This window comes from Saccharothrix isguenensis (assembly GCF_052936305.1).
In genome coordinates this window covers 634,336-661,213 of the sequence record NZ_CP193626.1, presented here as the reverse complement: position 1 = coordinate 661,213, position 26,878 = coordinate 634,336, and the positions used below count along the sequence as shown (strand labels likewise).

Here is a 26,878-nt window from a genome sequence, read left to right as displayed (position 1 = left end):
CGAACAGGGTAGAGCGATCTTCAAGCATTGAGCCGATAGGGCGAAACAACCGGGCCGCCGTCCGGCGATACTCCCCGGTACGCACACGGAGGAGGTAGTGGGTGACCGGGTTCGACGCGCGGCGACAACTGCCGGCACATCCGGCGCCGCTGGTGGGTGCGCAGGACCTGCGGCAGGTCTCCTTCCACCGCCCTCCTCCGGGACGCCCCGGGTACGACGAGGGGCAGGTGGACGCCTTCCTCGACCGCATCGAGGAGACCTTGCTGGGCCGGGACGACGTCAGCGAGCAGGACGTGCGGCAGGTGCGGTTCAGATCCGGCCGGCCCGGTTACCACGCCATCGAGGTCGACTCGTTCATGGACCTCGTCGCCGAGACGCTCGGTTCGACGCCGCAGCGGCAGCAGGCTTCCGCCCCTGCTCAGGGCGCGCACGCCACGTCGACCGGGATGCGTCCCGCAGCCGCCGGGCTGACACCGCAGGACGTGCGGGCCGTGCGGTTCCACAAGCCCCGACCGGGGAACCGCGGGTACCACGAGGGCGAGATCGACGCGTTCCTCGACCGGATCGAGAACACCCTGGCGGGTCGGGACGACCTGACCGCGCAGGAAGTGCAGGACTTCGAGTTCAGCTGGGCCCCGCCCGGGCAGATCGGGTACGACGAGGACGACGTGGACACGTTCCTCGACCTGGTCGTGGTGACGTTGGAGCGCTCGCCCCTGGTGGCGCTGGAGCGTTCGCCCGCACCGCCTCCGCCCGTGCGCCCGCGTCCGGGACCGGGCAGCCGCCCGTTGACCGCCCGTGACGTCCGCACCGCTGCCTTCGGGAAACCGCCACGCGGCCGGCGCGGCTACCACGAGACGCAGGTCGACAAGTTCCTGGACCGGATCGAGAGCACGCTGCTCGGTCAGGACGACCTGACCGCGCGCGAGGTGCGTGAAGCCCGGTTCAGCCGGCCGATGTTCGGTCGGCGCGGGTACGACGAGACCGAGGTCGACGCGTTCCTGGGACGGGTCGAGAAGCAGCTGCTCGACGACCCGCCGAAGCCCGGCGGGCTGCGGCCGGTCGCGCTGCCGCCGATCACGTCGTGGAAGCAGCTGCGGGTGATCAGGATCCCGACGGCCGGGCCGGCGCAGTGCGGGTACCGGACGTCCCAGGTGGACCGGGTGCTGGAGGAGGTCGGCATCACCCTCGACGGCATGGTCGGCGCTTCGTCGGCGGAGGTGGCGAGCACCAGGTTCGCCACGTCCCTGATCGCCGGCCAGGGCTACGACTGCGCGTTCGTCGACGAACTCATGCCCCTGCTCGTCGCCGAACTCCGCCGCCGAGGCCGCTGACCCCCGCGCGTGAGTCCTGCGTCCGGAACGCGTGAGTCCCAGGACTCACGCGACGGGAACGCAGGACCCGCGCGGAGGGGTGGGTCAGCCTTCGGCGTTCTCGGCTGCCGCCAGCCACTGGGTCTCGACGCTCTCCACCTCGACCAGGACGGCCTTCAGCTCGGCGTCGAGGGCCATCAGGCGCTCGGGGTCGGTGGACGCCTCCGCCAGCGCCGCGTGCAGCTGCGCTTCCTTCTTCTGCAACGCCTCGAACCGCCGTTCCAGCCGCGACAGCTCCTTGCGCGCCGCGCGCTGGTCGGCCGCCGACGACGGCGCGGAGGACGAGGCCGCCTTGGGCGCCGCGGTCTCGGTCTCCTTCTGCCGGTCCCGCCGCCGCAGGTACTCCTCGATCCCGCCGGGCAGGTCCGTCAGCCCACCCTCGCCGAACAACGCCACGACCTTGTCGCACACCCGCTCCACCAGGTACCGGTCGTGCGAGATCACCACCAGCGTCCCCGGCCACGAGTCGAGCAGGTCTTCCAGCTGCTGCAACGTGTCGATGTCCAGGTCGTTCGTCGGCTCGTCGAGCAGCAGCACGTTCGGCTCCGCCATCAGCAGCCGGCACAGCTGCAGCCGACGCCGTTCACCGCCGGACAGGTCGCCGACTGGCGTCCACTGCTTCTGCGACGAGAACCCGAACCGCTCGGCCAGCTGCGACGCGGACATCTCCTGCTTGCCCAGCACCACCCGCCGCGCGATCTCCTCCACGGCCTCCAGCACCCGCATCGACCCGTCCAGGTCGTGCAGCTCCTGGCTCAGGTGCGCGAGCTTCACCGTCTGCCCCTGGATGCGCCGGCCGGTCTCCAGCTCGCGTTCGCCGGCCAACGCCTTCAGCAGCGTCGTCTTGCCCGAGCCGTTGATGCCGACGATCCCGATCCGGTCGCCCGGCCCGATCCGCCACGTCAGGTCGCGCACCAGCACCCGGCCGGGCACGGTCAGCGTCGCGTCCTCCAGCTCCAGCACCGTGCGCCCGAGCCGGCGCTTGGCGAACGCCAGCAGCTCGACCGAGTCGCGCGGCGGCGGCACGTCGGAGATCAGCTCTTCCGCGGCCTCGATCCGGTAGCGCGGCTTGGACGTGCGGGCGGGCGCGCCGCGGCGCAGCCACGCCAGCTCCTTGCGGGCCAGGTTGCGGCGCTTCTCCTCGATCGTGTCGGCCAGCCGGGCGCGCTCGGCGCGGGCGAAGATCCAGTCCGCGTAGCCGCCCTCGTACTGCTCGACCTTGCCGTTGACGACTTCCCACGTGCGGCTGCACACCGTGTCCAGGAACCACCGGTCGTGTGTCACCACGACGAGCGCCGTGCGGCGGGCCAGCAGGTGTTCGGCCAGCCAGCGCACGCCCTCGACGTCCAGGTGGTTGGTCGGCTCGTCCAGCACGACCAGGTCCAGGTCCTGCACCAGCGCCGCCGCCAGCGCCACCCGCCGCCGCTCGCCACCGGACATGGTGCCCACCGGCGAGTCCAGCCCGAACCCGGTGATGCCGAGGCCGTCGAGGATGGACCGCACCCGCGCGTCGGCCGCCCACTCGTGCTCGGCGTCGAACCCGAGCGGGTCGATCACGGCGTTGCGGACGGTCGAGCCCTCGGCCAGTTCGGTGCGCTGGGTGACGACCGCCATCCGCAGCCCCCGGTTCTGGCTGACCCGTCCCTCGTCGGGTTCGGCCAGCCCGGCCAGGACCTCCAGCAGCGTCGTCTTGCCGCCGCCGTTGAGGCCCACGACGCCGATGCGGTCGCCTTCGGCGACGCCGAGGGACACGCCGTCGAGCAGCGGACGCACACCGAACGACTTGGAGACGGACTCCAAGTTGACCAAGTTGGCCATGTACCAGCACCTTCATCGAGAGACAGGGTTATCCGCAGTACGCCAGCCTAGCTACCGCTCCGGTGACGACGGTCCGCCCCGACTCGTCGTACCGGCGGTGAACCGAGCCAGGGAGTCCGATGTCACAGCTGAAGTGGGTCGCCGGCGCGGTGATGGCCCTGGTCGTCGCGGGATGCGGCGCCACGCCTCCCGCCACCACCACCGTCACCGTGCCGGCCGCCACAACGCCACCAGCCACCGCGCCGGCCACCACCGAACCGACAGCCACCGAACCGGCGGCCACGACCGCACCGGCCACCGAAGCCGCCAAGACGTGCACCGTCCCGAACGTCGTCGGCATGATCCACCAGACCGCGCAGGACACCATGCAGGCCGCGGGCCTCTACGTGCTGCGCGAGCAGGACGCCACCGGTCAGGGGCGCGTGCTGGTCCTGGACCGGAACTGGACCACGACCGCGCAGACCCCGGCCGCCGGGGAGGTCGTCCCCTGCGACACCGAGGTGCTGCTGTCGGCCAGGAAGAACGGCGAGTAGGTCACGCGTGCACCTCGGGCGGGGTCGGCCGGGGCGCCTCTTCGGTGCCGACGACGCGGGCGCCGTGCACCGGGCCCTGCGCCACGCGCACCGTCCGGCACACGCCCGCGCCGGCCAGCTCGGCCGCCACCCGCACCGCCGAGTCGCCGTCGGTGCACAGGAACGCGCAGGTAGGCCCCGACCCGGACACCATGCCGGCCAACGCGCCCGCGTTCACGCCCGCGCGCAGCGTGCGGCGCAGGTTGGGCCGCAGCGACACGGCCGCGGCCTGAAGGTCGTTGCCCAGCAGCAGCGCGAGCTGGCGCGGGTCGCCGGACGACAGGCCCTCCAGCACGGCCTCCGCCTCGCCGACGCGCGGTGGGTCACCGTCCACGCGCAGCCGGTCCAGCTCGTCGAACACCTCGGGGGTGGACAGGCCGCGCCGGTCGAACGCGAGCACCCAGTGGAACGTGTGGCGGGACAGCACCGGCACGATCCGGTCGCCCCGGTCGGTGCCCAGCGCGGTGCCGCCGTAGATGCCGAACGGGACGTCCGCGCCGATCTTGCCCGCCAGCGTGGCCAGGTCGTCGCGGCTGATCTCCAGGCGCCACAGCGAGGCGAGGCCGACGAGCGTCGCCGCCGCGTCCGCGCTGCCCCCCGCCATGCCGCCGGCGACCGGGATGGCCTTGCGGATCACCACCCGGACCTTCGGGTCGTCCGGGTCGCGGCCGACGTGCTCGGCCAGCACCCGCACCGCCCGCCAGGCCAGGTTGGAGGCGCCGGTGGGCACGGCGTCGGCGCCTTCGCCGTGCACCTCGACTCCGGGCTCCTCGGCGATGGCGACGGTGACCTCGTCGGTGAGCGACAAGGCCTGGAAGATCGTCACGAGGTCGTGGTAGCCGTCCGCGCGTAGATCCCCCACAGCCAGGTGCAGGTTGACCTTGGCCGGGACGCGGACGGTGACCGGGGGTGGGACGACAGCGAGCACGCCATGAAGCGTACGGGCGTTTCCGGGTTGTCCGCTCCTACCGACCCTTGACCTGCTGCTGAACTCTGCGACCGGAGCACTGGGCGCGGCTGGCCCCGGCAGTTGTCCACAGGCCGGCGAGTTGTCCACAGGGGCGCGCCGGCCGCAGGCCGTCGTCCGACCAAGCCGGCAAGATCAAAGCAGGGGTCCCCTGGGCGAGGACCCCTGCGAAGCGATGCGGTCGGTCCTCCGGACCGGCGGACCGGCGGACCACCAGGCTGCCGGACCGTCAGACCGCGAGCACCGAGCCCGCGAAGGTCTTCTCGATGTAGTCCTCGACCTCCTGCGACTGGAGCAGCGCGAGCAGGTCCCTCACCCGCTGGTCGTCCTTCAGCTCCACCCGCGTGACCAGCCCGTTCGCGTTCGGGTTGCCCTCGGCCCGCTCCAGCGCCAACGCGTCCGACGCGGGCTTGAGACCGGCGTCGATGGCGTAGTTGCCGTTGACCACCGACGCGTCCGTGTCGTCCAGCGACCGGGGCAGCTGCGCCGCCTCCAGCTCCACGAACTCCAGGTTCTTCGGGTTCTCCGCGATGTCCCGGATGGTCGCGGTCTTCTCCGTGCCCGGCTTCACCTTGATCAGGCCGTGGTCCTGGAGCAGCTTCAGCCCGCGCGCCTCGTTCGTCGCGTCGTTCGCGACGGCCACCCGCGCGCCGGACGGCAGGTCGGCCAGCGCCTCGTGCTTCTTCGAGTACACGCCCAGCGGCTCGACGTGCACGGGGCCGATCCACTCCAGCGCCGCGCCGCTCTCCGCCTTGAAGGTGTCCAGGTACGGCACGGTCTGGAAGTAGTTGCCGTCGAGCGACCCGTCCACCAGCGCGGTGTTCGGCTGCACGTAGTCGGTGAACTCGACGACCTCGATCTCCAAGCCCTTCGACGCGGCCAGGTTGTCCGCCACGTAGCGCAACACCTGGGCGTGCGGGACGGGGCTGACGCCGATCCTCAGGGCCGCGTCCGGGTCCGAGGCGGCGCCGGTGTCGCCACTTCCGCAGCCCACCGCGGTCAGCAGCACGGCGACGAGGGCAGCACGAATACGCATGTCGTTCCTTTTGGGAGAGTCTTGCGGGAAGAGATTCAGACAGAGGTGGTGCGCCGGCGGTCGACGCCGCGCGCGACGCGGTTGGTGACGAGCTGGATCGCGGTGGCGATGACGGCCAGCACGACGACCGTGCTCCACAGGTAGCGGTCGTTGAACCGCTGGTAGCCCATCCGCACGGCGAGGTCGCCGAGTCCGCCGCCGCCGACCACCCCGGCCATGGCCGAGTAGCCGAGCAGCGCGATCGCCGTCACGCCCACGGCGTTGACCAGGGCGGGGGCCGACTCGCGGAGCAGCACGCTGCGCACGATCCGCAGCGTGGACGACCCGGTCGTGACGGCGGCCTCGACCACCGACACGTGCACCTCGGACAGCACGTTCTGGACCAGCCGGCCGACGAACGGGATCGCGCCGACCGACAGCGGCACGATCGCCGCCGTGGGCCCGATCGTGCTGCTGAGCAGCAGCCTGGTCAGCGACGTGAGCACGACCAGCAGGACCAGGAACGGCATGGAGCGGCCGAGGTCCACCACGAACCCGAGGACCTTGTGGAGCACCGGCCTCGGCCTCAGCCCACCGGGGGCGGTGAGCTGGAGCCAGATGCCGACGGGTGTGCCGAGCAGGACCGCGATGACGGTGGAGACCACCACCATGTACAACGTCTCACCGGTGGCGACGAGCAGTTGGTCGAAGACCTCCGACCAGGGTGTTGCGGACCTCACGCAGCTACTCCCTGAGGTCCTGCCAGGGTCCGCCGCACCGAGCCGCCCGCCTCCGAGATCCACTCCAGCGCCGAGTCCGCGCGCTCGCCCTTCAGCCCGACCCGGAACCGCGCGACCGGGGTCTCCCCCAGCCTGGTCAGGCCGCCGCCCAACAGGTTCAGGTCGACGCCGAACCGGCTGGTCGCCTCGGGCAGCAGGGCGCCGACGGCCGCGAAGCCGACGAGCACGATGTCCGCGACCCGGTCGAACGAGCCTTCGAGAGCCGGGTTCTGGTCCACGGCGGGCAGCAGCGAGGCGGCCGTGCGGCTGGCGGCGTCGGACACCAGGTCGAGCACCTTGCCGTGCTCCACGACCCGGCCGTTCTCCAGCACCGCGACGTCGTCGCAGATCCGCCGGACCACTCCCATGTCGTGCGTGACCACGAGCACCGTGACGCCCAGTTCGGCCCGTGCCCGGTCCAGCACGGCGAGCACCGAGCCGGTGGTGTCGGGGTCGAGCGCGGACGTCGGCTCGTCGGCCAGCAGCACGGACGGCGACGCGGCGAGCGCCCTGGCGACCGCGATCCGCTGGCGCTGGCCACCGGACAGCTGGTCCGGGTACGCGCCGGCCTTGTCGGTCAGGCCGACCAGGTCGAGGAGTTCGGCGACCCGGTTGCGGCGCTGCGGCCCGGCGACGCCCGCGGCCTCCAGCGGCAGCGCGACGTTGCCCGCGGCGGTGCGCTGGCGGAGCAGGGAATCCCCTTGCGGCACAACGCCGATCTGCCGGCGGGCGGCGCGCAGCGCGATGCCGTCGAGCGAGACGAGGTCGGTGCCGTCGACGCGGATGGAGCCGCTGTCCGGGCGCTCCAGCAGCCCGACGCACCGGGCGAGGGTGGACTTGCCCGAACCGCTGGGGCCGACGACACCGAGGACGGTGCCCGCGGCGACGTCCAGGTTCACGCCGTCCAGCGCGCGAACCTGCCCGGTACTCCCGGGGAAGGTCTTGGTGAGGTTCTCGACAGTGATCACGTTTCGCTCCACGACTGCGGGCGGCCGGGCACGCTCAGGGCGTGCCGGACCGGCGGCTCAGCTCAGAAGGGTGTCCCGCGAGAGGACGCGAGGATTCGAAGGCGCCTAGGGCTTGGCGAAGCTGCGACAGGCCGAAGACGTGCGGCGGCCGTGGTCGACTACCCGCCGGCGGGTGAGCATTCGCATCCTGGGCACGTGATCCTCCATCGATCCTGGCGGAAGCACCTGCCCCCGTGGAGGGGTGGTTGCTGCGGCGTCGTAGAGCCAGGTCTCTCAGCCGCTCGGGATGGCAACACGAGTAGACCTGACGAGACCCGATCGACGCAAGCCTGAAACGGGATCGTCCGGCAGATCACACTTTCAGCCGAAAGATCATCGTCTAGCGGGCGGAAGCGGCCTCGGCTATCCGGATGAAGTCACTGACGCCCAGTTGTTCGCCGCGCACCGCCGGATCGACGCCCGCCTCGACGAGCAGCCGCTGCGCCTCGGCCGCCGAACCGGCCCAACCGGACAAGGCGCCCCGGAGCATCTTGCGCCGCTGCGCGAAAGCCGCGTCCACCAACGAGAACAGCTGCTTCTGGTCCACACCGGACAGCGGCGGGTGCCGCTCGAAGGCGACCAGCGCCGAGTCCACGTTGGGCACCGGCCAGAACACCGAGCGCGGCACCGGACCGGCCCGCCGCGCGTCCGCGTACCAGGCGAGCTTCACGCTGGGCACGCCGTAGACCTTGCTGCCCGGCCCGGCGGCCATCCGGTCGGCCACCTCGGACTGCACCATCACCAGGCCCGTGCGCAACGACGGCAGCTCGGCCAGCAGGTGCAGCACCACGGGCACGGCCACGTTGTACGGCAGGTTCGCCACGAGGGCGGTCGGCTCCACGGGCAGGTCGGACGGTGTGACGCGCATCGCATCGGCGTGCACGACGCTCAGCCGGTCGGCGAGCGTGGGCGCGCGCTCGGCCACCGTCACCGGCAGGCGGTCCGCGAGCACCCCGTCGATCTCCACGGCCACCAGGGCCCGGCACGACGGCAGCAACGCCAACGTCAGCGAGCCGAGGCCGGGGCCGACCTCCAGCACCACGTCGTCGGCGCGCAGACCGGCCGCGGCCACGATCCGCCGCACCGTGTTCGGGTCGTGCACGAAGTTCTGCCCGAGCTTCTTGGTGGGCCGGATGTCCAGCTCGGCCGCCAGCCGACGGACGTCGGCCGGACCGAGGAGGTGGCTCCCCGATCCGGCCGACGTCGAATCCTCAGTCACGGACGCATTCTTACGGCAAGCCCAGCTTCTGCTGGCAGTGGGGCCACGCGGAGTAGCCGCCGCGGGCGTCGCGGAGCTTCGTCGCGATCGCGATCTGCTGCTCGCGGCTCGCCTGGTGCGGGTACGCGGCGTACTGGCTGCCGCCGTAGGCGTCCCAGGTGCTCTTGTTGAACTGGAGGCCGCCGTAGTAGCCGTTGCCGGTGTTGATGGCCCAGTTGCCGGTCGCCTCGCACTGGGCCAGCCGGTCCCACACCGCGCCGTCGGGCGGGACCTTGGTGCCGATCTTGACCTTCTTGGCCTTCGGCTCCTTGGTGACCTTCGCGCCCAGCCGCTCGCGGCCGGTCTCGGCGCCGTTCTTCACCGTGACGCGGTAGGTGACGATCTGCTCGCCGGCCTCGCCCGGTTCGACGACCTCTTTCTGGCCCTTCATCATCGTGTCGTCTTTGATCTCCTCGACGGGCGGCTGGATGGCCTCCGTCGCGTTGACCACCGACACGCCGGTGCGGGTGATGTGCACCTCGGCGCCGCTCGTGACCTTCAGGTCCAGCGCCGTCTCGAGCTTGTCGTCCGGGCCGAGCGACAGGTTCTCGCTCTTCAGCAGCTCGTTCACGGTCACAGCGGTCGTCCGGACCTGCCGGGGCGGGTTGCCGCCGTCGTAGACCGTGACGGTCTTGAGGCTCTTGACCTCCAGCGAGATGCCCTGGAGCGGCACGTCCATGTTGCGGTCGTGGGAGAGCCACGCGCCCTCGTCGTCGACCTTGAGCTGGTCCAGCGCCTCGTCCACGGTGACCGAGCGGACCCAGCCCTCGCGCTGCTCGCCGTCGACCGTCATCTTCACCAGCCGGCCGCGGTCCAGCGAGATCTTCCCGCCGTCGCCGACCTTCGCCTCGGGCCGCGGGCTGAGCGTGTCGTGAGCGCCGATCGTGATGCCCTCGTCCGCGAGGATCTCGCCGACGGTGGACTCGTAGGTGCGGACGGTCTTGGACTCGCCGTCGACGTCGACCGTGACGGACTTGTCCAGCGCGATGGCGGTGGCGCCACCGCCGGACACGGTCACCAGCACGGTGAGGACCGCGGCCTTCAGGAAGCGGCGCTTCCACTTCCCCGCGGCTTCGACCAGTGCGGCGGGCGGGGCGCTCGGCTGCTCGGCGGCCATGCTGCCCGCGACCCGGTCCTGGGAGACCTCGTCGGGGATGGTGATCGGGGGGAGGAACGTGGTCTCGGCGTTGATGAGCCGGATCAGCTCGTCGACGTCGACGTTCGCGCCGGCCAGCAGCTCGTCCGCGTCCGGGCCGAGCACTTCGAGCACGTCGTCGGGCGTGATGGTGAACACCGCGGTGTCCCATTCGGACGGCGGCCCGGGTCTGTCCAGGACGTCGACGCCTGTCGGCGCCACCTGCACGGGCGTAAACCAGTCGGTGTCCTCGTTGAACGAGTTCACGGGGTGCCATACCTCCTGAAGGCGCGAAGTCCGGCTGCGCGCACGTTCGATGTCGGTGGTCAGCTGGTGATCTCCGGCAACTCCTGCGCGTCCGCTCGTCTTCTCGCTTCTGGTGCCTAGGTGACCCGCCCCGACTGCGGGTGCGCCCCGAACTGGAACTCGGGGCACGGTCACGGGACCGTAACGGGTGTCCGGGGGTTGTGCAAACACCCTCACAAACCTTGTGACCTCAGTCACTCCGTCAGCGGAGCAGGTGTGTCCGCCATTCGTCGTAAAGGGGATTACGACTCCGTCGCGTCACCAAGGCCGAAGACTCGTTCGGCGGTTCGAGTGATCTTGGACGCAAGATCGGCCGGATCTACGTCACGCAGCGTCGCCAAGTCCCGGAGGGTGTAGTTCGCGCAATACGGTTCGTTCGGGCGACCCCGGTACGGGTGAGGGGTCAGGAACGGCGCGTCCGTCTCGACCAGCACGTGGTCCTCGGGCACCCACCGGGCCGCTTCCCTGAGGGCTTGGGCATTGCGGAACGTCACCGCGCCCGCGAACGACAGCACGAAACCGCGTTCCACGCACGCGCGCGCGAAGGAGAGGTCGCCCGAGAAGCAGTGGAAGACCACTGTGGACGGCGCGCCTTCGGTGTCCAGCACCTTCAGGATGTCGTCGTGCGCGTCCCGGTCGTGGATCATCAGCGCCTTGCCGACCCGCTTGGCGAGGTCGATGTGCCACCGGAAAGCCTCGTGCTGGGCGCTTTTCGGCGCGTAGTCCCAGTAGTAGTCCAAACCGGTCTCGCCGATCGCGACGACGCGCGGCCGTTCGGCGAGCTCCGCCAGTTCGGTCTGCTCCGCCTCGCCGAACGTGGAGGTGCGGGTGGGGTGCAGGGCGACGGCGGCGAACACCCGGTCGTCCCAGGTGGCGGCTTCGGCGGCCCAGCGCGCCGACTTCAGGTCGTCGGCGACGGTGATCACGCGGTCGACGCCGGCGTGAGCGGCCCGGTCCAGGATCTCGCGGACCTGGTCGGGCGTCTCCGCGCCGCACGCGTCCAGGTGGGTGTGGGCGTCGACCACCGGCGCCGGAAGGGTCTCCGGGACCGGTGGTCGTTCGCCACGGCGCTTCGTCATCGCTCCGTCATCGCTCGGTCATCGCTCGGTCATCGTTCGCGGGCCGTCACTTGACGATCGGGGCCCACTCCGGGCCGGTCTCGCCCAGCTCCGGGTCGAGCTTCGCGAACAGCGGCGCGGGCTTGGCCAGCGGCCGGCCCACCTCGATGGGCGTGGACGCCCACGTCGCCTGCTCGCCCGCGTAGTCGCCGGTCAGCACCGGGTACTCGCGGTCGGGCACGTCCAGGTCGGCGACCTCGGTGATCTCCGGCTGCGCCGCCCACACGCCCGTGCCGCCCAGCGCCTCGTGCACCTTCTGCGCCGAGTGCGGCAGGAAGGGCGTGAGGAGGGAGTTCGCGTCCTGCACGACCTGCAACGCGGTGTGCAGCACGGTGTCGCGGCGCTCCGGGTCGTCCTTGAGCTTCCACGGCTCCTGGTCGGACAGGTAGCGGTTGGCCGCGCCGACGACCTTCATCGCCTCGCTGGACGCCTGCTTGAACCGGGAGCGGCGCAGGTTCGCGCCCACCACGTCGAACGCCTTGCGGCTCAGTTCCAGCAGCTCGTGGTCGGCCTGGGTGGGGTTGGTCGGCTTCGGCACGGCGCCCACGTTCTTGTGCGCCAGCGAGATCGACCGGTTGACCAGGTTGCCCCACTCGTTGGCCAGCTCGAAGTTGGTCCGGCGGACGAACTCCTCCCAGGTGAAGTCGGTGTCCTGGTTCTCCGGGCCGGCGACCGAGATGAAGTAGCGCAGCGCGTCCGGGCCGAACTCCTTCAAGAAGTCCGTCACGTAGATGACCGTGCCGCGCGAGGTGGAGAACTTCGAGCCGCTCATGGTCAGGAACTCGGAGCTCACCACCTCGGTCGGCAGGTTCAGCGCGCCGAACGCGCCCGGCTGCCCGCCCTTCGCGCCCTGGCCGTTCTGCCCGAGGAGCAGGGAGGGCCAGATCAGCGAGTGGAAGACGATGTTGTCCTTGCCCATGAAGTAGTAGCCCTGGGCGTCGCCGGTCCAGAACTCCTTCCAGGCGTCCGGGTCGCCGGACCGGCGGGCCCACTCGACCGACGCGCTGAGGTAGCCGATGACCGCGTCGAACCAGACGTAGAAGCGCTTCATCGGCTGCTCGCTCCAGCCGTCGAGCGGGATGGGGATGCCCCAGTCCAGGTCGCGGGTGATGGCGCGGGGACGCAGGTCGGCGATGAGGTTCTGGCTGAACTTGAGCACGTTCGGGCGCCACTCGGTGCGCGTCTGGAGCCAGCCGCCGAGCGCGTCGATGAACTGCGGCAGGTCCAGGAACAGGTGCTCGGTCTCGACGAACTTCGGCACCTCGCCGTTGATGCGGGAGCGCGGGTTCTTCAGGTCGATGGGGTCGAGCTGGTTGCCGCAGTTGTCGCACTGGTCGCCGCGGGCGCCGTCGTAGCCGCAGATCGGGCAGGTGCCCTCGATGTAGCGGTCGGGCAGGGTGCGGCCGGTGGACGGGCTGATCGCGCCCATCTCGGTCTTGGGGACGACGTAGCCGTTGCGCCAGAGGGCGAGGAACAGCTCCTGGACCACCTTGTGGTGGTTGCCGGTGGTGGTCCGGGTGAACAGGTCGTAGGACAGGCCGAGGCCTTGCAGGTCGTTCGCGATGACCCGGTGGTACTTGTCCACCAGCTCGCGGGTGGACATGCCCTCCTTCTCGGCCTGGACCGAGATGGGCGTGCCGTGCTCGTCCGAGCCGGAGACCATCAGCACCCGGTTGCCCGACATGCGCATGTAGCGGGAGAACACGTCGGAGGGGACACCGAAACCGGAGACGTGACCGATGTGGCGGGGGCCGTTGGCGTAGGGCCACGCCACCGCGGTCAGCACGGAGGCACTCATGGGCCAAGCCTACGGAGGTGCTTCCAGCGGGTTTTCGCGGGTCGGGCAGGTCGGCGTCGGCCGGAGACGTCACCCACCCGGCCGGGTCGCACCGTCCGGAGGCCCCGCGCGAGGTCATCCTCCGTCGGCACGGGAGCGCGGGTGTCGGAGGACTTCGAGGCGAACGCCCGAGCCGTCCCGAGGTCGTGCCCGCCGATCCGGCCCGGGGCCCGTGGCACGTCCCGCCGACCGGGACGCGCCACCCACCGGGTCAGCTCTTGCTGATCACCGCGTCGTAGAGCGCCTTCTTGCCCACGCCCGCCGCCTCCGCGACCTCCGCCGCCGCCGTCTTGGTCCGCTCCCCGGCCGCCACCCGCTGCTTCACCTCGGCGACCAGCGCCTCCATCGGCGGGCTCTCGCGGGTCTCGGCGGGCGCCAGCACGACCGTGATCTCGCCCCGCACCCCCTCGGCCGCCCACTCGGCCAGCTCGCCGAGCCCACCCCGCTTGACCTCCTCGTACGTCTTGGTCAGCTCCCGGCACACCGCCGCCCGCCGGTCGTTCCCCAACACCGAAGCCGCGTCGGCGAGGGTGTCCGCCAGCCGATGGGGTGATTCGAAGAAGACGCACGTCCGGGGCTCGTCCGCCAGCGCCGCGAACCACCGCTGCCGCTCCCCCTGCTTGCGCGGCGGGAAGCCGTCGAAGCAGAAGCGGTCCGACGGCAGCCCGGACAGCGCCAGCGCCGTGGTCACCGCGGACGGTCCGGGCAGGCACGTGACCCGGATGTCCTCTGCCACGCACGCCGCCACGAGCCGGTAGCCGGGGTCGGACACGCTGGGCATGCCGGCGTCGGTCACCAGCACGACCGTCTGCCCCTCGTGCAGCGCCTCCAGCAGCCTCGGCAGCCGGGCCGTCTCGACCTGGTCGTAGAAGCTGACGACCCGCCCCGACGGGGTCACCCCCAGCGCCGAGGCCAACGACCGAAGTCTCCGGGTGTCCTCCGCCGCGATCACGTCGGCCGTCCCCAAGGCGTCCACCAGGCGCGCCGAAGCGTCCCGGACGTCGCCGAGCGGAGTAGCCGCCAGCACCAAACGGCCTGATCCAGATACAGGTCTCACACCTCTCACCCTACGATCGGCGACGTGAGCCTGATCGCACCGCAGTCCGCAGACGACGTGGTCGAGGCCGGCGAGGTTCCGCCGGCGAGCCCCCCTCCGGGCAACGACCGCGAGGAGCGGGCACGCCAGCTCGAACCCGGCCCCCTGAGCAACGCCCTCAGGGGCTGGCTCGTCACGCTGACCGTGGCGCTGATCGGCGGCGTGGTGCGGTTCTGGAACCTCGGGTTCCCGACCGACAAGGGCACCCCGATCTTCGACGAGAAGCACTACGTGCCGCAGAGCGCGGGGGTGCTCCGCAACGGCGGGTACGAGGACAACCCCGGCTACGAGCTGATCGTCCACCCGCCGCTGGGCAAGCAGCTGATCGCGATCGGCGAGTGGCTGTTCGGCTACGACGCCGTGGGCTGGCGGTTCGCGTCGGCGGTCGTGGGCACGTTGACGATCCTGCTGGTGGTGCGGATCGCCCGGCGGCTGACGCGGTCGGACCTGATCGGCGCGATCGCCGGCGTGCTGCTGATCGCGGACGGCGTGAGCCACGTGCAGTCGCGGATGGGGATGCTGGACATCTTCCTGGCGTTCTTCGTGGTGGTGGCGTTCGCGTGCCTGGTGGTGGACCGGGACCAGGTGCGGTCACGGCTGGCCGTCGCGGTGCGCGAGGGCTGGGCGACGAGTTCGCCGCTCGGCCCGTGGCTGGGTTTCCGGTGGTGGCGCTTCGCCGGTGGCGTGGCGCTCGGCCTGGCGTGCGGCGTGAAGTGGTCCGGCGTCTGGTACATCGCGTTCTTCGGCGTGCTGTCGGTGCTCTGGAGCGCCACCGCCCGCCGTGCCGCCGGGGTGGAGCGGCCGTGGCTGGGGTCGTTCGCGAAGGACCTGCTGCCGTCGTTGTTCGCGCTGCTGGTGATCCCGGTGCTGGCGTACCTGGCGACGTGGTGGGCGTGGTTCACGTCGGAGACGGCGATCGACCGGCACGTGGTCGGCGGGAAGCTGCCGGACGACTCGTGGATCCCCGACCCGTTGCGTGCGCTCTGGTACTACAGCGGGAACGTGCTGGACTTCCACACCAAGCTGGTGACGTCGGAGACGAACAAGCACCCGTGGGAGTCGAAGCCGTGGACGTGGCCGATGGGCCTGCGGCCGATGCTCTACTACTTCGAGGGCGCGGTGCAGGGCTGTGGCGCGGCGACGTGCGTGGGCGCGATCATGCTGATCGGGACGCCCGCCATGTGGTGGCTGGCGTTCCCGGTGCTGGCGTGGGCGCTGTGGCAGTCGATCACCAGGCTGGACTGGCGGTACGCGGCGGTGCTGGTCGGGTACGGCGCGGGCTTCCTGCCGTGGTTCCTCAACGTGGACCGGCAGATGTACTTCTTCTACGTGACGCCGATGGCGCCGTTCCTGGTGCTCGGCATCGCGCTGGCGCTGGGCGAGATGCTCGGGAAGCGGACGGACGGCAAGGAACGCCGCGGCACCGGCCTGCTCGCCGTGTCGCTCTACGTGGGCCTCGTCGTGGCCAACTTCGTGTGGCTGTGGCCGATCCTGAACGGCATACCCATCACCCCGGAGATGTGGGACGCACAGAAGTGGCTCCCGTCCTGGAACTGATCTCAGGCCCGTCCTGCGAGGACGGCGCCGTGGAGACGAGGTCCTCCGGCACCTCGGCGGGCGGCGCGAACGCTTCCTCCGGACGGATCCGCGGCGGTGCGGCGGCCCACGGCTTGAGGTTCTGCACGACCTCTTCGTAGAAACCCGTCACGGCGGCGAGCACGGAGTCGATGAACGAATTCCGACCGGTTCCGCGCTTGCTGCCCAGGGGCGTCGAGTTGGCGACCCGGAATCCGCGGATCTCCTTGGCGGGGTCCACCACGAGAGCCATCGGGTTGTCCTTCACGGTGCGCATCAATTCCGAGGCGCCCGCGCCGCGGCCGTGCAATGCGAAAGCCTCCAGGCGCACGGTGTCGGGCGCGTCCTTCAACTGCCGCACCAGCCAGTTGACGCGGGTCGTGGGCCGGCCTTCCCTCGGCCCGTCGAGGTCGACGTGGCAGGAGACCTGACCCGCGCGCAGGTCCGCCGTCACCTGGAGCACCCCGACCGTGCCGGGAATGTGGATCCCCGCGCTCAACCGCCCGTCGGCGACGAGTTGGCCGACCTGCCTGGCGACCCGCGTCCGGGGCTCGGCCAGCTCCTTCCGGGTCAACGCCGGCGTGACCTCCGCGCCCAGCCTGCGACCGAGTTGGAGGCACGCGAACCGCACCAGCGCGTCGAAGCGCAACGCGACGTCGGGAGCGGTCTTGTCGGTCGCGCGCAACGTCCCGGCCTGGATGGACTCGCGCAGCGGAACCCACGCCGCACCCATGTCCTCGAACGCCATCGCGCCTGATCGCGGGTGCTCCAGGTACCGGATCAGCTCACCGAGGACCCACGCCTGGTCGGCGTCCGCGACGCCCCGGTGCTCCTTCTGCATCACGGCTTCGCACAGCACCTCGGTCCACGACCAGTGGTGCAGGGCGACCTTCTTCAGCTTCCGCCGGTCGACCGCCGTGGGGTGCAGGCCGGGGAGCGCCGGGATCTCGTTGGAGATGGTGATCACCGCGTCGAAACCGCGGTCCCGGGCGACGTCCAGGCAGTCGTCGAGCTGCTCGGCCCGCAGTTCGTTGGCCCCGGTCTTCACCTCGACCAGCGCGGTCCACGACCGCTGCCCGCGCACGACTCGGATCAACCCGTCGGGGATGAGCTTGCGGCCGTCGAGTTCGAACGGCACCTCGATGAACGTCTGCACCGACGCGGCGGGCGCGCCCAGGGGCTGCGTGAGCGCGCGGCCGAATTCGCGCACCGCGGACATCACCGCCAGCAATGCCGAGGTCGCCCGTCGTTCCTGTTCATCCGCGCCGTTGATCCCGGAGGTGGGAATCAACCGCGCCGCGTGCCAGCTCTCCTCGGACGACACCAAGCCACCTCGCTGACGATTTCTGCCACAACGGATCAAGCCGTAGTTCGGCAGCGGCGGAGCGCTTGTTACCGACGCGACTCGCGTTCACCCGTTCGATCCAGTCGGGTGCAGGCCGCGAATTCAGCCCGGCAGCTCGGTGAGGACCGGGTTGCGGATGCTCTCGTAGATCACCGAACTGCGGAAGCTGATGACTTCACGGCGTTCGCTGAGGCGGTCGATGAGGAAGGCGTGCAGGTGTTCCAGGTCCTGCACGGCCAAGTGGATGAGGAAGTCGTCGTCGCCCGCCACGACGTACATCGCGGTCACTTCGGGGAGGGCGCCGATGGCGGCCTTGAAGTTGTCGATCACCACCCGGCTCATCGGGCGCAGGCGGGCGGCGACGAAGGCCTGGACGGGGCGGTTGAGGGCGGTCAGGTCCACGTTCGCGTGGTAGCCCTTGATCACGCCGCGCTCGCGCAGGGCGCGCACGCGTTCCAGGCACGTCGACGGCGCCACGCCGAGACGCCTGGCCAGCTCGCGGTTGGTCAACCGCGCATCCAGTTGCAGGTTCCCGACGATCGCCGAATCAAGTTCGTCCACGATCCGATCATGGCAGACCGCGCCGAACGAAGTTCGGAACCGCTGGACCGCACCGTTCAGGTGCACAACTGTGACCTCACTCCACCGAACGGAATGGATCCGACCGTGCTGCCCACCAAACTGGCCTTGGTCCTGCGTGACGACCTGCCGGCCAACCTCGCCGCCAACGCCGCCGTCGTCCTCGGCCTCACCCTCGGCGGCCGCCTGCCCGACCTGCTCGGCGACGACGCCAAGGACGCCGAAGGCACTGTCCACCTCGGCCTGAACACCCACCCGGTGCCGGTGCTGACCGCGCCGGGCGACACCCTCAAGGCCCTGCACCGCGCGGAAGGCGTGCTGAAGATCGGGTTCACGGAGGTCGCCCGCCGGTCCCGCGGCTACCCCGAGTACCTCGAAGCACTCGCCACCGCCGAGGACCCCGAGTTCGTCGCCGTCGCCCTCTACGGCCCCCGCGCGGACGTCAGCCGACTGACCCGCAAGCTGCCGCTGATGGTGTGAGCGACGGCGGCGGACCGGCCGCCACCGTCGTCGTTGTCGTCGTGCTCGTCGTGGGAAGGCTCAGCGCACGGGGCGGGTCGGCGGTTCCGGCCGGTCGATCATCCTCGTGACCGGGCCTTCCTTGCTCAGCCCCGCCTGCGACAGCCACGTGCTCAGCTCGTTCCGGATCGCCGCCAACGTCGGCCGCTTGGCCGGGTCGGCGTCCAACGCGCTGGTCAGCAGCCGGGAGTGCGCGCTGTGCTGCGGCAGCTTCACGCACGGCTCACCCTGCGCCGCCGCCATCAGCGACGAGATCGGGTTCTCCCGCGACCCGCGCGGCGGGTGGCCGGTGAGGGCGTAGCTGACCGTGGCGGCCAGCTGCCACCCGTCCGACGCCGGGCTGGCCGCCTCACCGCGCGCGGTTTCCGGGGCGAGGAAGTCGGGCGTGCCGACCATCATCCCGGTGGCGGTGAGCGTGCTGTCGCCCTTCGACCGGGCGATGCCGAAGTCGATCAGGTGCGCGGTGCCCTGGGTGTCCACGATGACGTTGGACGGCTTCACGTCCCGGTGCAGGACGCCCTGCTCGTGCGCGGCGGCCAGCGCGTCGGCCATGTTCACCCAGAGCCGGGCGGCGAGCGTGTCGGCGAGCAGACCGCTCTTGAGCACCACGTCGGACAGCGGCTGCCCGTCGATGTACTCCATGATGATCGCCAGACCGTCCGGGTCCTGGACGATGTCGAACACGCGCACGCAGTTCGGGTGCCGCACGGCGGCCAGAGCGCGCGCTTCACGCACCATGCGCTGCTCGGTCTCGTTGTCCGGGGCGTGCGCGAGCTTCACCGCGACCGTGCGGGCCAGCTGCTCGTCCACCGCCAGCCACACCGTGCCGAACCCGCCGCGTCCGAGCTGGCGGATCCGCCGGAACCGACCGCCGGCCGGGTTCCACAGCGTGCCGGAGTCCGACGCGGCCTTCTGCGTGCTCGTGCCCCCGCCGGTGCCTCCCGTGCCGGGGCCTCCGGTACCGCTGCCTCCGGTACCGCCGCCGCCCAGGCCGAACGGCAGCGGACCGGGGGTGTCGGCGAGCGGCGCCGGCTGGTCCACCCTGGTCGGCTTGGGAGCCTCCACGGGCACGTCGGCGACCCGCGTCGGCGGGTAGTGCCGCTGCGGCGGGGTCGGCCGGTAGGGCGGGACCGGCTGGTACGGGGGGATGTGCGCGGGCTGGTAGGGCGGCGGCTTCTCCACCTTGTAGGGCGGCGGCTGGTGCGGCTGCCCCTGCGTCGGCTGACGCGGCTGCTGGTGCGACTGCTGGTGCGGCGGCTGGTGCGACTGCGGCGGCTGGTGCTGCTGCGGGCGCGACTGCTGATGGGGCTTCGGGGACGGCTGCTGGTGCGGCGGCGTTCTCGACACCGCGGGTTGCGGGCTCTGGTTCCCGCGATCGCGACCGGGGCGGTTCAGCATGGCCGTAGTCAACCCGAAAACCCGCACCACGAGGGAGCCCAGCAACGAGATCGGGAAGAACCCGAGCAGCAGGTGGCCCACCAGCGTGACCGGCAGGGCGGACGTGGACAGCAGCAGGACCAGGAACGGCGGCCAGAACACCCGGCGCGGCCAGCTCGGCCCGAGCCGGAACGCCGAACCCGCCTGGAGCATCACGAACAGCAGGCACAGCAGCGCCAGGACCGCCGTCACCCCGGACGCGATCAGGTACTCCACCTGCCGGCCGCTGACCGCCTCCGTGAACGGCGGGGCGAGGACCAGGTAGTCGAACTGGCCGAACGCCAGGCACGGCGCGGAGTCCAGCGTCTCCATGCCCGGCGCGGCGCGGTTCCGGAGCAGCTTGAACGTGGCCGTGAACGCCATCCAGGGCAGCACCAGCGTGCTGACCACGCCGAGCACCGCGAAGATCGCGCCGGTGACCGGGCCGTAGGAGTTGCCGACCACCCGCCGGACGGTGATCGCCATGAGCGCGGCGATCGTCGGCAGCACGCCGATCAGGGCGCCGAACGCGGTCGCCGTCCAGGCCCAGTCGCCGGGGCAGAGGGGCACACCGAACAAGTCGTGCAGCCACGCCAGCAGCGACTCGGCCAGCTCCACGACCCGCACCACCCCTTCTCGTCGACTCTCAGGGTACGGGTGCGGGCCACGCCGACAGCGCCGTCCGGGCAACGTCGTGCAGTTCCCCCCGCGTGGCGCCGTCCCGGGCCAGGGACGACATGCCGCGGACGGTGGCCGCGACGAACAGGGCCAGGCGGTGCGCGTCCGTGCCGGCGGGGAGGACGCCGGTGGCGACGTCGTGCCGGACCTTCGCCTCGAACGCCTGCCTGGCCTGGTCGCGGGGGCCGTGCAGCTCGGGAGCGCTGAGGACCAGGCAGCCCTTGGGCCGCTCCGGGGTCGTGTACTCGACCGCCGCCTCGGTGAGGATCCGCTCCACGGCGTGGCGCGCGGTCGGCTCCTCTGCGAGGGCTCGCGCGGTGAACGCGCCGTAGGTCGCCTGGTAGCGGGCCACGGCCTCGGCGAAGAGGGCGCGTTTGTCGCCGAACGCGGCGTAGAGGCTCGGCGGGTTCACGCCGGTGGTCTCGGTGAGGTCGGCGACGGAGGTCCCGTGGAAGCCGTCGCGCCAGAAGGCGCGCGTGACCTGGTCCAGCACCTCGTCCCGGTCGAACCCGCGCTTGCGACCCACCATGGCGCTCATTCTATAACGCCCGCTACAGTTGTGCCGCTGCTCCGGGACGGTGGGCGGATCGTGAACATCTCGTCCGGGGCGACCCGGACGCGGAGGCGGCGATGGCGGCGCGCTCGGCGTCGGGCGGATCGGCCGCGCGGGCGACATCGCCGACGTGGTCTCGTTCGTGGCCTCCGACGACGCCCGCTGGATGACGGGCGCGTGGCTCGACGCGACCGGCGGAGCCCGCTTGTGACACGCCTCGTGACGCGACGAGGTCCGGCTCGCTGATCGCGAGCCGGACCCCCGCGCGTGTGCGCCCGCCGCTAGCCACTCACACGCGCTGCCACAGGGCCGGCACCGTCGGCGGATCCCAGCCTGGTTGGGACGTGTGCCCCTGCAAGCACCTGTACCCGACGCCGCCGTACGTCACGAGGGAGCCGGTCGCGTACGCGACGCCTGGCTGCCAGGTCGTCTGGCCGGGGTCCGTCGTCGTCGTAGTGGGCGACGTGGTGCTGGTCGGGGGCGTGCCGCCGCTCACGATCAACTGGAGGCCGTAGACCTGGAGGATCTCGTTGACCGGCTGGAAGTAGATCGTCCCGCCGGTGCTGCAGTTCCCGGAGCCGCCGGAGGTGACGCCCTGCGCCTGGTCACCGGTCAGCCACGAGCCGCCGGAGTCGCCGGGTTCGGCGCAGGCGTTCGTGCGGGTCAGACCGGTGATCGTGCCCTCGGGGTAGGTCACGGAGGCGTTCTTCTGCTGGATGGTGCCGCAGCGCCAGCCGGTCGTGGAGCCGGACCGGCAGACGGAGGCGCCCACCGGGGCCTCGGTGGAGCCCGCCACCGGCACCGTGCCGGGGTAGCGGTTGACCAGCGGGCGGCCCGTGTTGCCGGCGGCCGTGCGGACCCAGGCGTAGTCGTTGCCGGGGAAGCTGGACCCGGCGAACGTGCCGCTGGGCTGGGTGGTGGACGCGCCGGTCCGGCCGCAGTGCCCGGCGGTGACGAAGCCGCCGTTGACCGCGAACCCGACCGAGCACCGGGAGCCGCTGCCGATGTAGTAGGCGTTGCCGCCGATCACGTCGATCAGCGGTCGGGGTCGCTCGGTGGACCGCTCGATCCTCACATCCGCCTCGCCCAGGCCGCTGGCCCGCGCGAACGCCTCCGCGTCGGCCACGTCCCGGGCGAGGACGACGACGGTGTTGGTGGGCGTGTCGACGTACCAGCCGGGCACCGATCCCGGTGCGCTGCGGGCGTTCCGGTCGAGCTTGACCTTGAGCGCGTCCAGGTCGGCGAGCGAACGCCGGACCACTTCCGCCCGCGCGCCCGCCGCCTCGACGGCTCGGACCTGGGACGCGCTGGTGACGCCCACGACCAGCTCGGTGGCGTCGGCGTTCATCCAGGCGCCCGCGAAGTCCGGGCCGAGGCGGGCCTTGAGGGTGCTCTCGGTCCGGGCCGCGCCGGCCTCCCGGTCGATGCGGGCGCGGGCCTGCTCCGGGGTGAGGTGCAGGTCGCGCGCCATGGCGGCGACCATGCCGCCGTCCGCGGTCGGGTTCGGTGGTGGGTCGGCGGTCGCGGTGGTGGTGAGGGCTGCTGCCAGACCGGCAGCGCCCAGCAGCGCCACGGCGACAGCGGCGACGGTGCGTCGAGTCATCCGCTTGTCTCCTTGCAGGGGTGGTGACACGGGATGCGGGGCCGTGACACCAACGCTAGGCGGCAGGAGAGCCGGGCGGATATGCCAGTCACGTCATAACACCACGTTATGGTCCAGTCCACTCGTGATCTTGTGGTCGCCGTCGGCAGACGCGGGGCTCGTCGCCCTCCGGGTCGGCCAGGCCGACGGTGTGCGCCATGCGCTCGCCGCGGACAAGGGGTCCGGCAGCTCAGAGCAGGCTCAGCTGGGTGCCCTTGCGCTTGCGGCGCGGCTGCGCGTCCCCGACCTGGTCGTAGGCCTTGAGCGCGGCGAGGAACGGGGACCGGGGTCGCCCGGTGGTGTGACTGAGGAACAGGTGTCGTTGCGCCCTGGTCATGCCGACGAAGAGCAGGCGGCGTTCCTCGTCCACGGCTTCCTGGTCGTCGGTTCCCGGCCAACGCAGCGGCAGCAGGCCGTCCGCGCACCCGACGATGAACACGACCGGGAACTCCAGACCCTTGGACGCGTGGAGGGTCAGCAGCGAGATCCGGTCCGCTCGCGGGTCCCAGGTGTCGACCTCGACGCCCAGCGCGAGCGCGGTGTGGAAGCGCTCGAACTCGGTGTCGCAGGTGGCGGCCAACGGTTTCAGCAGTTCGTAGGCGGTGTGGTCTTCTCCCGCGACGGCGCGCACGCGTTCCAGGACCGTGTCGCCGGAGGCGTACTTGAGGTCGTTCGCGATCCGCGCCACCCCGGGACGGTCGGCCAGGCGGTCGTGCGAGCGCTTCTGGAACGGGAGGCCGGACTGGGTCAGCGCGTCGACCAACGCCCGTGACTGCCGGTCCGTCCGGTACAGCACCGCGAAGTCGGAGAAGCCGAGGCCTTCGGTGCCGTCGGAGACCACCCGTCCGCTGTCGAACGCGTGGAACGACGCGCCGCCCAGCACCTGCTCGATGGTCCGCGCCACGAACGCCGCCTCGGCCGCCTCCGACGACGCGTGGTGCACGCCGATCGGCGCGGAACCGTGGTCGACCATGGGCCGCAGCTCCCGCCCCGGGACGAGGGACGAGGGCGCGATCACCTCCAGCGCGCCCGTGACGACGGCCGACGACGACCGGTAGTTCCTGGTCAGGTGCACGGTCCGGGCCGAGGGGAAGTCCTCCTGGAACCGCAGGAAGAAGCCGACGTCGGCGCCTCGGAACCGGTAGATCGCCTGGTCCGGGTCGCCGATAGCGGTCAGGTTGCCGTCGGGCGGCGTGAGGAGCTTGAGCAGCCGGTACTGCTGCTCGTCCACGTCCTGGTACTCGTCCACGGACACCCAGCGCCACCGCGAGCGGTAGGCGGCGACGAGGTCGGGCGAGCCCTCCAGCAACGCCGGCGGCAAGGAGATCAGGTCGTCGAAGTCCACCAGGTCGAGTGACCGCAACGCCTTCTTGTACCGCTCGTCACCGGCGTCGACCAGCGCCCGCGCCTCCTTCTTGTCCGCGACGAAGGAGAGCGCCACCTCCAGCTGCCGGTCGGGGTCCGCGATGCCGAACGACGCCGACAATCCCACTGACGAGTGGTGTTCACGCAGGATCAGCACGCCGAGCGAGTGAAATGTCGCGATGGTCAGATCGTCGGCCTCCGGCGCGAGCACGGCGAGGCGTTCGGCCATCTCCTCCGCCGCACGGCGGGTGAACGTGATCGCCAGGCACTCGCCGGCCGGCACGCCGCGTGACGTGACGAGGTCCGCGATCCGGTGCGTCAACGTCCGAGTCTTGCCCGTGCCCGGCCCCGCGATGATCAGCAGCGGCCCGCCGTCCACCTCGGCCGCCGCCCGCTGCTCGGGGTCGAGGCCGTCCAGCAGCGACCCCTTGACCACGACCGGCGTCGCGACGTCGGCCTTGGCCACGGGGTCGGCGGGCGCCGGCCGTGGACGCTCCACAGTGGACTTGGCCGGCGCGGCGCAGTCGAACAGCGAGAACGCGGACCGCCGCCGCTCCAGCTCGCCCGGCTCGAACACGCGGATCACGCCGTACTCGCCGTCGTACCCCGAGTCGCGCACCACCTCACCGCGCCGGAGCCGGGTCACCGCCTCGCCCAGCAACGTCGAGTGCACCGCGATGTCGTCCACCGGGACGTCCTGGAGGATCACCAGTTCCGGGCCGAGCGCCGACGTCAGCCGGTCGACCTCGGCCAGCACCTTCTTGCTCTTCGGCCCGGTGCCGACGATCTCGCTCACGATCTCCGGCAGCGGCACGAGGCTGGTGAACCCGGCAGCGCCCGCCGGCGACGCCCCGTGCTCCCGGTCGGCCAGCTCCTCCACCCGGCTGAGCACCCCGACCGTCAACGGCTTGCGGCACTCGGGGCAGATGCCGTTGTGCGCCAACGTTTCGCGCGGTTCCATCCGGACGCCGCACTTGCGGTGCCCGTCGACGTGGTACTTGCCCTCCTCGGGGAAGAACTCGATGGACCCGGCGAACCCGTCGCCGGTCTCCAGCGCGCGCCGCACCGAGTAGTAGTCCAGGTCCGCGTCGAACACCGTCGCCTCACGCCCCAAGGCGGGCGGCGAGTGCGCGTCCGAGTTGCTGACGAGGCGGTACTTGTCCAGTCCGGACACGCGCCAGTTCATCGCGGGGTCGGAGGACAGCCCGGTCTCCACGGCGAAGATGTGGGACGCGAGGTCGACGTAGCAGTCGTCGATGGCGTCGAACCCGGACTTCGACCCGAGCACCGCGAACCACGGCGTCCAGACGTGCGCGGGCACCAGGTAGCCGCCGCACTCCAGCGTGATCTCCAGCAGGTCGCGCGAGTCCAGCCCCAGGATCGGCCGCCCGTCCGAGCCGAGGTTGCCGATCTTGGCCAGCCGGGCGTTGAACCGCGCCGCCGACTCCAGGTCCGGCATGTAGACGAGGTGGTGCACCTTGCGCGTCCGGTCACCGCGCTTGTAGATCGTGGAGATCTCCACCGACAGCATGAACCGCACCGGGGTCGCCGCCAGCGAGGGCGGGAGCCTGCGGTCGATGTCGCGGTCCAGGTCGTCGCGCAGGCGGAAGAGACCCGGGGAGGCCTCGACCAGCGACTCGGTCAGGTGGTCGTACCAGGCGGGGTGGGTGAAGTCGCCGGTGCCGACCAGCGAGATCCCCTTGCGCCGGGCCCACCAGGTCAGGTGTTCGAGATCGCAGTCGCGGCTGCAGGCCCGGGAGTACTTGGAGTGGATGTGGAGATCCGCCACAAAGCGCACCGGCCGGATCGTAGTGACTGATCGACACCGAGCCCGCACGGCCCTCGCCGCAGCGAGGAATCCACACTCAGGCCACCACTCGGTCGTTGGTGCTATCGGAGCAGCCCGAGAACTGTGGAGCTGACTACACAGCATGAGAACTGTCATGTGGCTCTGCCCAGGACGCCCCGGACGACATCGACCAGTTCGCCCCCGGCGGAATCAGAAGCCCACCCAAAACGCACCGCGCATTCAGGGGCCACCAACGCAGAAGGTCGGGAACCGGTGACCCGGTTCCCGTCCTTCGCCTGCTGTGTCAAGTGTGGACCTGACACCACAGCATGAGAACTCTCCGGTGGCCGTTCAGGGGCCTGAGCTGCTGATCCCACCCGTGGGCTTCCGCGTCAAGCGCACATGCGGCTCCACCCCGCCCGGTGCGCCACCGTCAGACGCCGGATCGGACAGGTGATCGCGACGACGGGCAATCGGGGGTGAACCACACGCCGCCCACCTCGGGTGACTCGTCAGCGCATGACCGACTCCCGCCCCTGCCGGCTCCGCCCGCGTCACCGGCCCACGGTGCGATCGGTGGCCTGGTTCCGCTTCCGTCCCGCCAGACCTGCCAGGCCCAGCAGACCCAGGAGGCCCAGCAAGCCCCAGTTGCCACTGCTGTCCTCGTTGTTGTTGTCGTCCTGAGCCGTCACCACCGCCGTGGCGCGCGGCGCAGCATCGTCGGCGAGCGCCGAAGCCGCTGGAACTCCGGCGAGGGCTGCACCGAGAACGAGTACAGCCATGAGCCGCTTCGCGGTGTCCATGTCATCTCCATCCGGGCGATCGTTGTTCAGGTCCCTGGGTACCGTCGAAGGAACCATTCATGTGCTGATCGGCGAAAACCCCACCTTCGAGTGCACCTCTAGGCACCTCGTACCTGTCGTGCCCCGCGTTGACCACATGGGCGGGCTGCTGTCCCACACCTTTCGGGCAACAAGACGACTCCTGCGGCCCGGGGAGCGCGTCCACTGCGCGCCCTGGTCCCAGGGCTGTCGACGGGGATGGCCGGTGCCACCGACCTCGACGCGGCGAACGCGAAAGAGCGGTACCCGGCTCACCGGGTACCGCTCTTCGTATGCTGTGTCAGTTGTGGACCT

At 71.2% G+C, this 26,878-nt stretch carries 21 protein-coding genes and 1 riboswitch; of the genes, 4 read left to right on the top strand and 17 right to left on the bottom strand.

Going from position 1 to position 26,878, the window contains the following annotated elements:
• Positions 1–101 precede the first annotated feature (101 nt).
• Positions 102–1,334: a DivIVA domain-containing protein gene (locus tag ACRAKI_RS03290; RefSeq protein WP_447005568.1), complete on the top strand. Its 1,233-nt coding sequence runs from the start codon at positions 102–104 to the stop codon at positions 1,332–1,334.
• Positions 1,335–1,418: 84 nt separating this feature from the next.
• Here ACRAKI_RS03290 and ACRAKI_RS03285 read toward each other — a convergent pair whose 3' ends face one another.
• Positions 1,419–3,191: an ABC-F family ATP-binding cassette domain-containing protein gene (locus ACRAKI_RS03285; RefSeq protein ID WP_447005567.1), complete on the bottom strand. Its 1,773-nt coding sequence runs from the start codon at positions 3,189–3,191 to the stop codon at positions 1,419–1,421.
• 119 nt (positions 3,192–3,310) lie between these two features.
• On the opposite strand from ACRAKI_RS03285, the gene ACRAKI_RS03280 reads away from it, so the two are divergent.
• Positions 3,311–3,724 carry a PASTA domain-containing protein gene (locus tag ACRAKI_RS03280; RefSeq protein ID WP_447005566.1) on the top strand — a complete coding sequence of 138 codons (414 nt, stop codon included), beginning with the start codon at positions 3,311–3,313 and terminating at the stop codon, positions 3,722–3,724.
• A gap of 1 nt (position 3,725) precedes the next feature.
• Here ACRAKI_RS03280 and ACRAKI_RS03275 read toward each other — a convergent pair whose 3' ends face one another.
• The 9 genes from ACRAKI_RS03275 to rsmI form a co-directional block, all read right to left on the bottom strand.
• Positions 3,726–4,691 carry a 4-(cytidine 5'-diphospho)-2-C-methyl-D-erythritol kinase gene (locus ACRAKI_RS03275; protein ID WP_447005565.1) on the bottom strand — a complete coding sequence of 322 codons (966 nt, stop codon included), beginning with the start codon at positions 4,689–4,691 and terminating at the stop codon, positions 3,726–3,728.
• Positions 4,692–4,959: 268 nt separating this feature from the next.
• Positions 4,960–5,766 (bottom strand): MetQ/NlpA family ABC transporter substrate-binding protein, encoded by an 807-nt coding sequence (locus tag ACRAKI_RS03270; protein ID WP_447005564.1) that lies wholly within the window; start codon positions 5,764–5,766, stop codon positions 4,960–4,962.
• Between the two features lie 35 nt (positions 5,767–5,801).
• Complete coding sequence (locus ACRAKI_RS03265; protein ID WP_184927594.1) at positions 5,802–6,485, bottom strand: methionine ABC transporter permease; 684 nt, start codon at positions 6,483–6,485, stop codon at positions 5,802–5,804.
• On the bottom strand, positions 6,482–7,492 hold the full coding sequence (locus tag ACRAKI_RS03260; RefSeq protein WP_447005563.1) for a methionine ABC transporter ATP-binding protein: 1,011 nt from the start codon (positions 7,490–7,492) through the stop codon (positions 6,482–6,484). The genes ACRAKI_RS03265 and ACRAKI_RS03260 overlap by 4 nt, the downstream gene beginning before the upstream one ends.
• 200 nt (positions 7,493–7,692) lie before the next feature.
• Positions 7,693–7,785: riboswitch (SAM riboswitch) on the bottom strand.
• Between the two features lie 86 nt (positions 7,786–7,871).
• Positions 7,872–8,750 (bottom strand): 16S rRNA (adenine(1518)-N(6)/adenine(1519)-N(6))-dimethyltransferase RsmA, encoded by an 879-nt coding sequence (gene rsmA / locus ACRAKI_RS03255; protein WP_447005562.1) that lies wholly within the window; start codon positions 8,748–8,750, stop codon positions 7,872–7,874.
• Positions 8,751–8,760: 10 nt separating this feature from the next.
• Positions 8,761–10,191, bottom strand: a complete 1,431-nt coding sequence (locus ACRAKI_RS03250; protein ID WP_447005561.1) for a transglycosylase family protein — start codon at positions 10,189–10,191, stop codon at positions 8,761–8,763.
• 281 nt (positions 10,192–10,472) lie between these two features.
• Positions 10,473–11,309: a TatD family hydrolase gene (locus ACRAKI_RS03245; RefSeq protein ID WP_447005560.1), complete on the bottom strand. Its 837-nt coding sequence runs from the start codon at positions 11,307–11,309 to the stop codon at positions 10,473–10,475.
• 46 nt (positions 11,310–11,355) lie between these two features.
• Complete coding sequence (gene metG, locus ACRAKI_RS03240; RefSeq protein WP_447005559.1) at positions 11,356–13,146, bottom strand: methionine--tRNA ligase; 1,791 nt, start codon at positions 13,144–13,146, stop codon at positions 11,356–11,358.
• Between the two features lie 250 nt (positions 13,147–13,396).
• A complete protein-coding gene (gene rsmI, locus ACRAKI_RS03235; protein WP_447005558.1) occupies positions 13,397–14,242 on the bottom strand; it encodes a 16S rRNA (cytidine(1402)-2'-O)-methyltransferase in 846 nt (281 codons plus the stop codon).
• Positions 14,243–14,266: 24 nt separating this feature from the next.
• Here rsmI and ACRAKI_RS03230 point away from each other — a divergent pair, with 24 nt between their 5' ends.
• Entirely contained in the window at positions 14,267–15,838 is a 1,572-nt protein-coding gene (locus ACRAKI_RS03230; protein WP_447005557.1) for a dolichyl-phosphate-mannose--protein mannosyltransferase, read from the top strand.
• Here the strand turns inward: ACRAKI_RS03230 and ACRAKI_RS03225 are convergent.
• Positions 15,789–17,180 carry a hypothetical protein gene (locus ACRAKI_RS03225; protein ID WP_447005556.1) on the bottom strand — a complete coding sequence of 464 codons (1,392 nt, stop codon included), beginning with the start codon at positions 17,178–17,180 and terminating at the stop codon, positions 15,789–15,791. The two genes, ACRAKI_RS03230 and ACRAKI_RS03225, sit on opposite strands and share 50 nt — an antisense overlap.
• 123 nt (positions 17,181–17,303) lie before the next feature.
• The gene (locus ACRAKI_RS03220) at positions 17,304–17,762 is read right to left on the bottom strand and encodes an Lrp/AsnC family transcriptional regulator (protein ID WP_447005555.1); all 459 of its coding nucleotides are present in this window, start codon (positions 17,760–17,762) and stop codon (positions 17,304–17,306) included.
• A 105-nt stretch (positions 17,763–17,867) separates the two neighbouring features.
• Here ACRAKI_RS03220 and ACRAKI_RS03215 point away from each other — a divergent pair, with 105 nt between their 5' ends.
• Complete coding sequence (locus tag ACRAKI_RS03215; protein WP_447005554.1) at positions 17,868–18,260, top strand: DUF2000 domain-containing protein; 393 nt, start codon at positions 17,868–17,870, stop codon at positions 18,258–18,260.
• Between the two features lie 60 nt (positions 18,261–18,320).
• Here the strand turns inward: ACRAKI_RS03215 and ACRAKI_RS03210 are convergent, their stop codons facing one another.
• The 5 genes from ACRAKI_RS03210 to ACRAKI_RS03190 form a co-directional block, all read right to left on the bottom strand.
• Positions 18,321–20,345, bottom strand: a complete 2,025-nt coding sequence (locus ACRAKI_RS03210) for a serine/threonine-protein kinase (RefSeq protein WP_447005553.1) — start codon at positions 20,343–20,345, stop codon at positions 18,321–18,323.
• Positions 20,346–20,361: 16 nt separating this feature from the next.
• On the bottom strand, positions 20,362–20,922 hold the full coding sequence (locus ACRAKI_RS03205) for a TetR/AcrR family transcriptional regulator (protein ID WP_447005552.1): 561 nt from the start codon (positions 20,920–20,922) through the stop codon (positions 20,362–20,364).
• A 313-nt stretch (positions 20,923–21,235) separates the two neighbouring features.
• Complete coding sequence (locus ACRAKI_RS03200) at positions 21,236–22,549, bottom strand: alpha-lytic protease prodomain-containing protein (RefSeq protein WP_447005551.1); 1,314 nt, start codon at positions 22,547–22,549, stop codon at positions 21,236–21,238.
• 229 nt (positions 22,550–22,778) lie between these two features.
• Positions 22,779–25,751, bottom strand: coding sequence for a UvrD-helicase domain-containing protein (locus ACRAKI_RS03195; protein WP_447005550.1), 2,973 nt, complete (start codon positions 25,749–25,751; stop codon positions 22,779–22,781).
• A gap of 545 nt (positions 25,752–26,296) precedes the next feature.
• Entirely contained in the window at positions 26,297–26,545 is a 249-nt protein-coding gene (locus tag ACRAKI_RS03190; RefSeq protein ID WP_447005549.1) for a WGxxGxxG family protein, read from the bottom strand.
• Positions 26,546–26,878: the final 333 nt, after the last annotated feature.

What these genes read in the sequence shown, in the direction of transcription:
- ACRAKI_RS03205 (WP_447005552.1), bottom strand. Translation starts at nt 20,922, where the DNA reads ATGGTGGGTCGCAAGCGCGGGTTCGACCGGGACGAGGTGCTGGACCAG.
- ACRAKI_RS03200 (WP_447005551.1), bottom strand. Translation starts at nt 22,549, where the DNA reads ATGACTCGACGCACCGTCGCCGCTGTCGCCGTGGCGCTGCTGGGCGCT.
- ACRAKI_RS03280 (WP_447005566.1), top strand. Translation starts at nt 3,311, where the DNA reads ATGTCACAGCTGAAGTGGGTCGCCGGCGCGGTGATGGCCCTGGTCGTC.
- ACRAKI_RS03245 (WP_447005560.1), bottom strand. Translation starts at nt 11,309, where the DNA reads ATGACGAAGCGCCGTGGCGAACGACCACCGGTCCCGGAGACCCTTCCG.
- ACRAKI_RS03190 (WP_447005549.1), bottom strand. Translation starts at nt 26,545, where the DNA reads ATGGACACCGCGAAGCGGCTCATGGCTGTACTCGTTCTCGGTGCAGCC.
- ACRAKI_RS03285 (WP_447005567.1), bottom strand. Translation starts at nt 3,191, where the DNA reads ATGGCCAACTTGGTCAACTTGGAGTCCGTCTCCAAGTCGTTCGGTGTG.
- metG (WP_447005559.1), bottom strand. Translation starts at nt 13,146, where the DNA reads ATGAGTGCCTCCGTGCTGACCGCGGTGGCGTGGCCCTACGCCAACGGC.
- ACRAKI_RS03270 (WP_447005564.1), bottom strand. Translation starts at nt 5,766, where the DNA reads ATGCGTATTCGTGCTGCCCTCGTCGCCGTGCTGCTGACCGCGGTGGGC.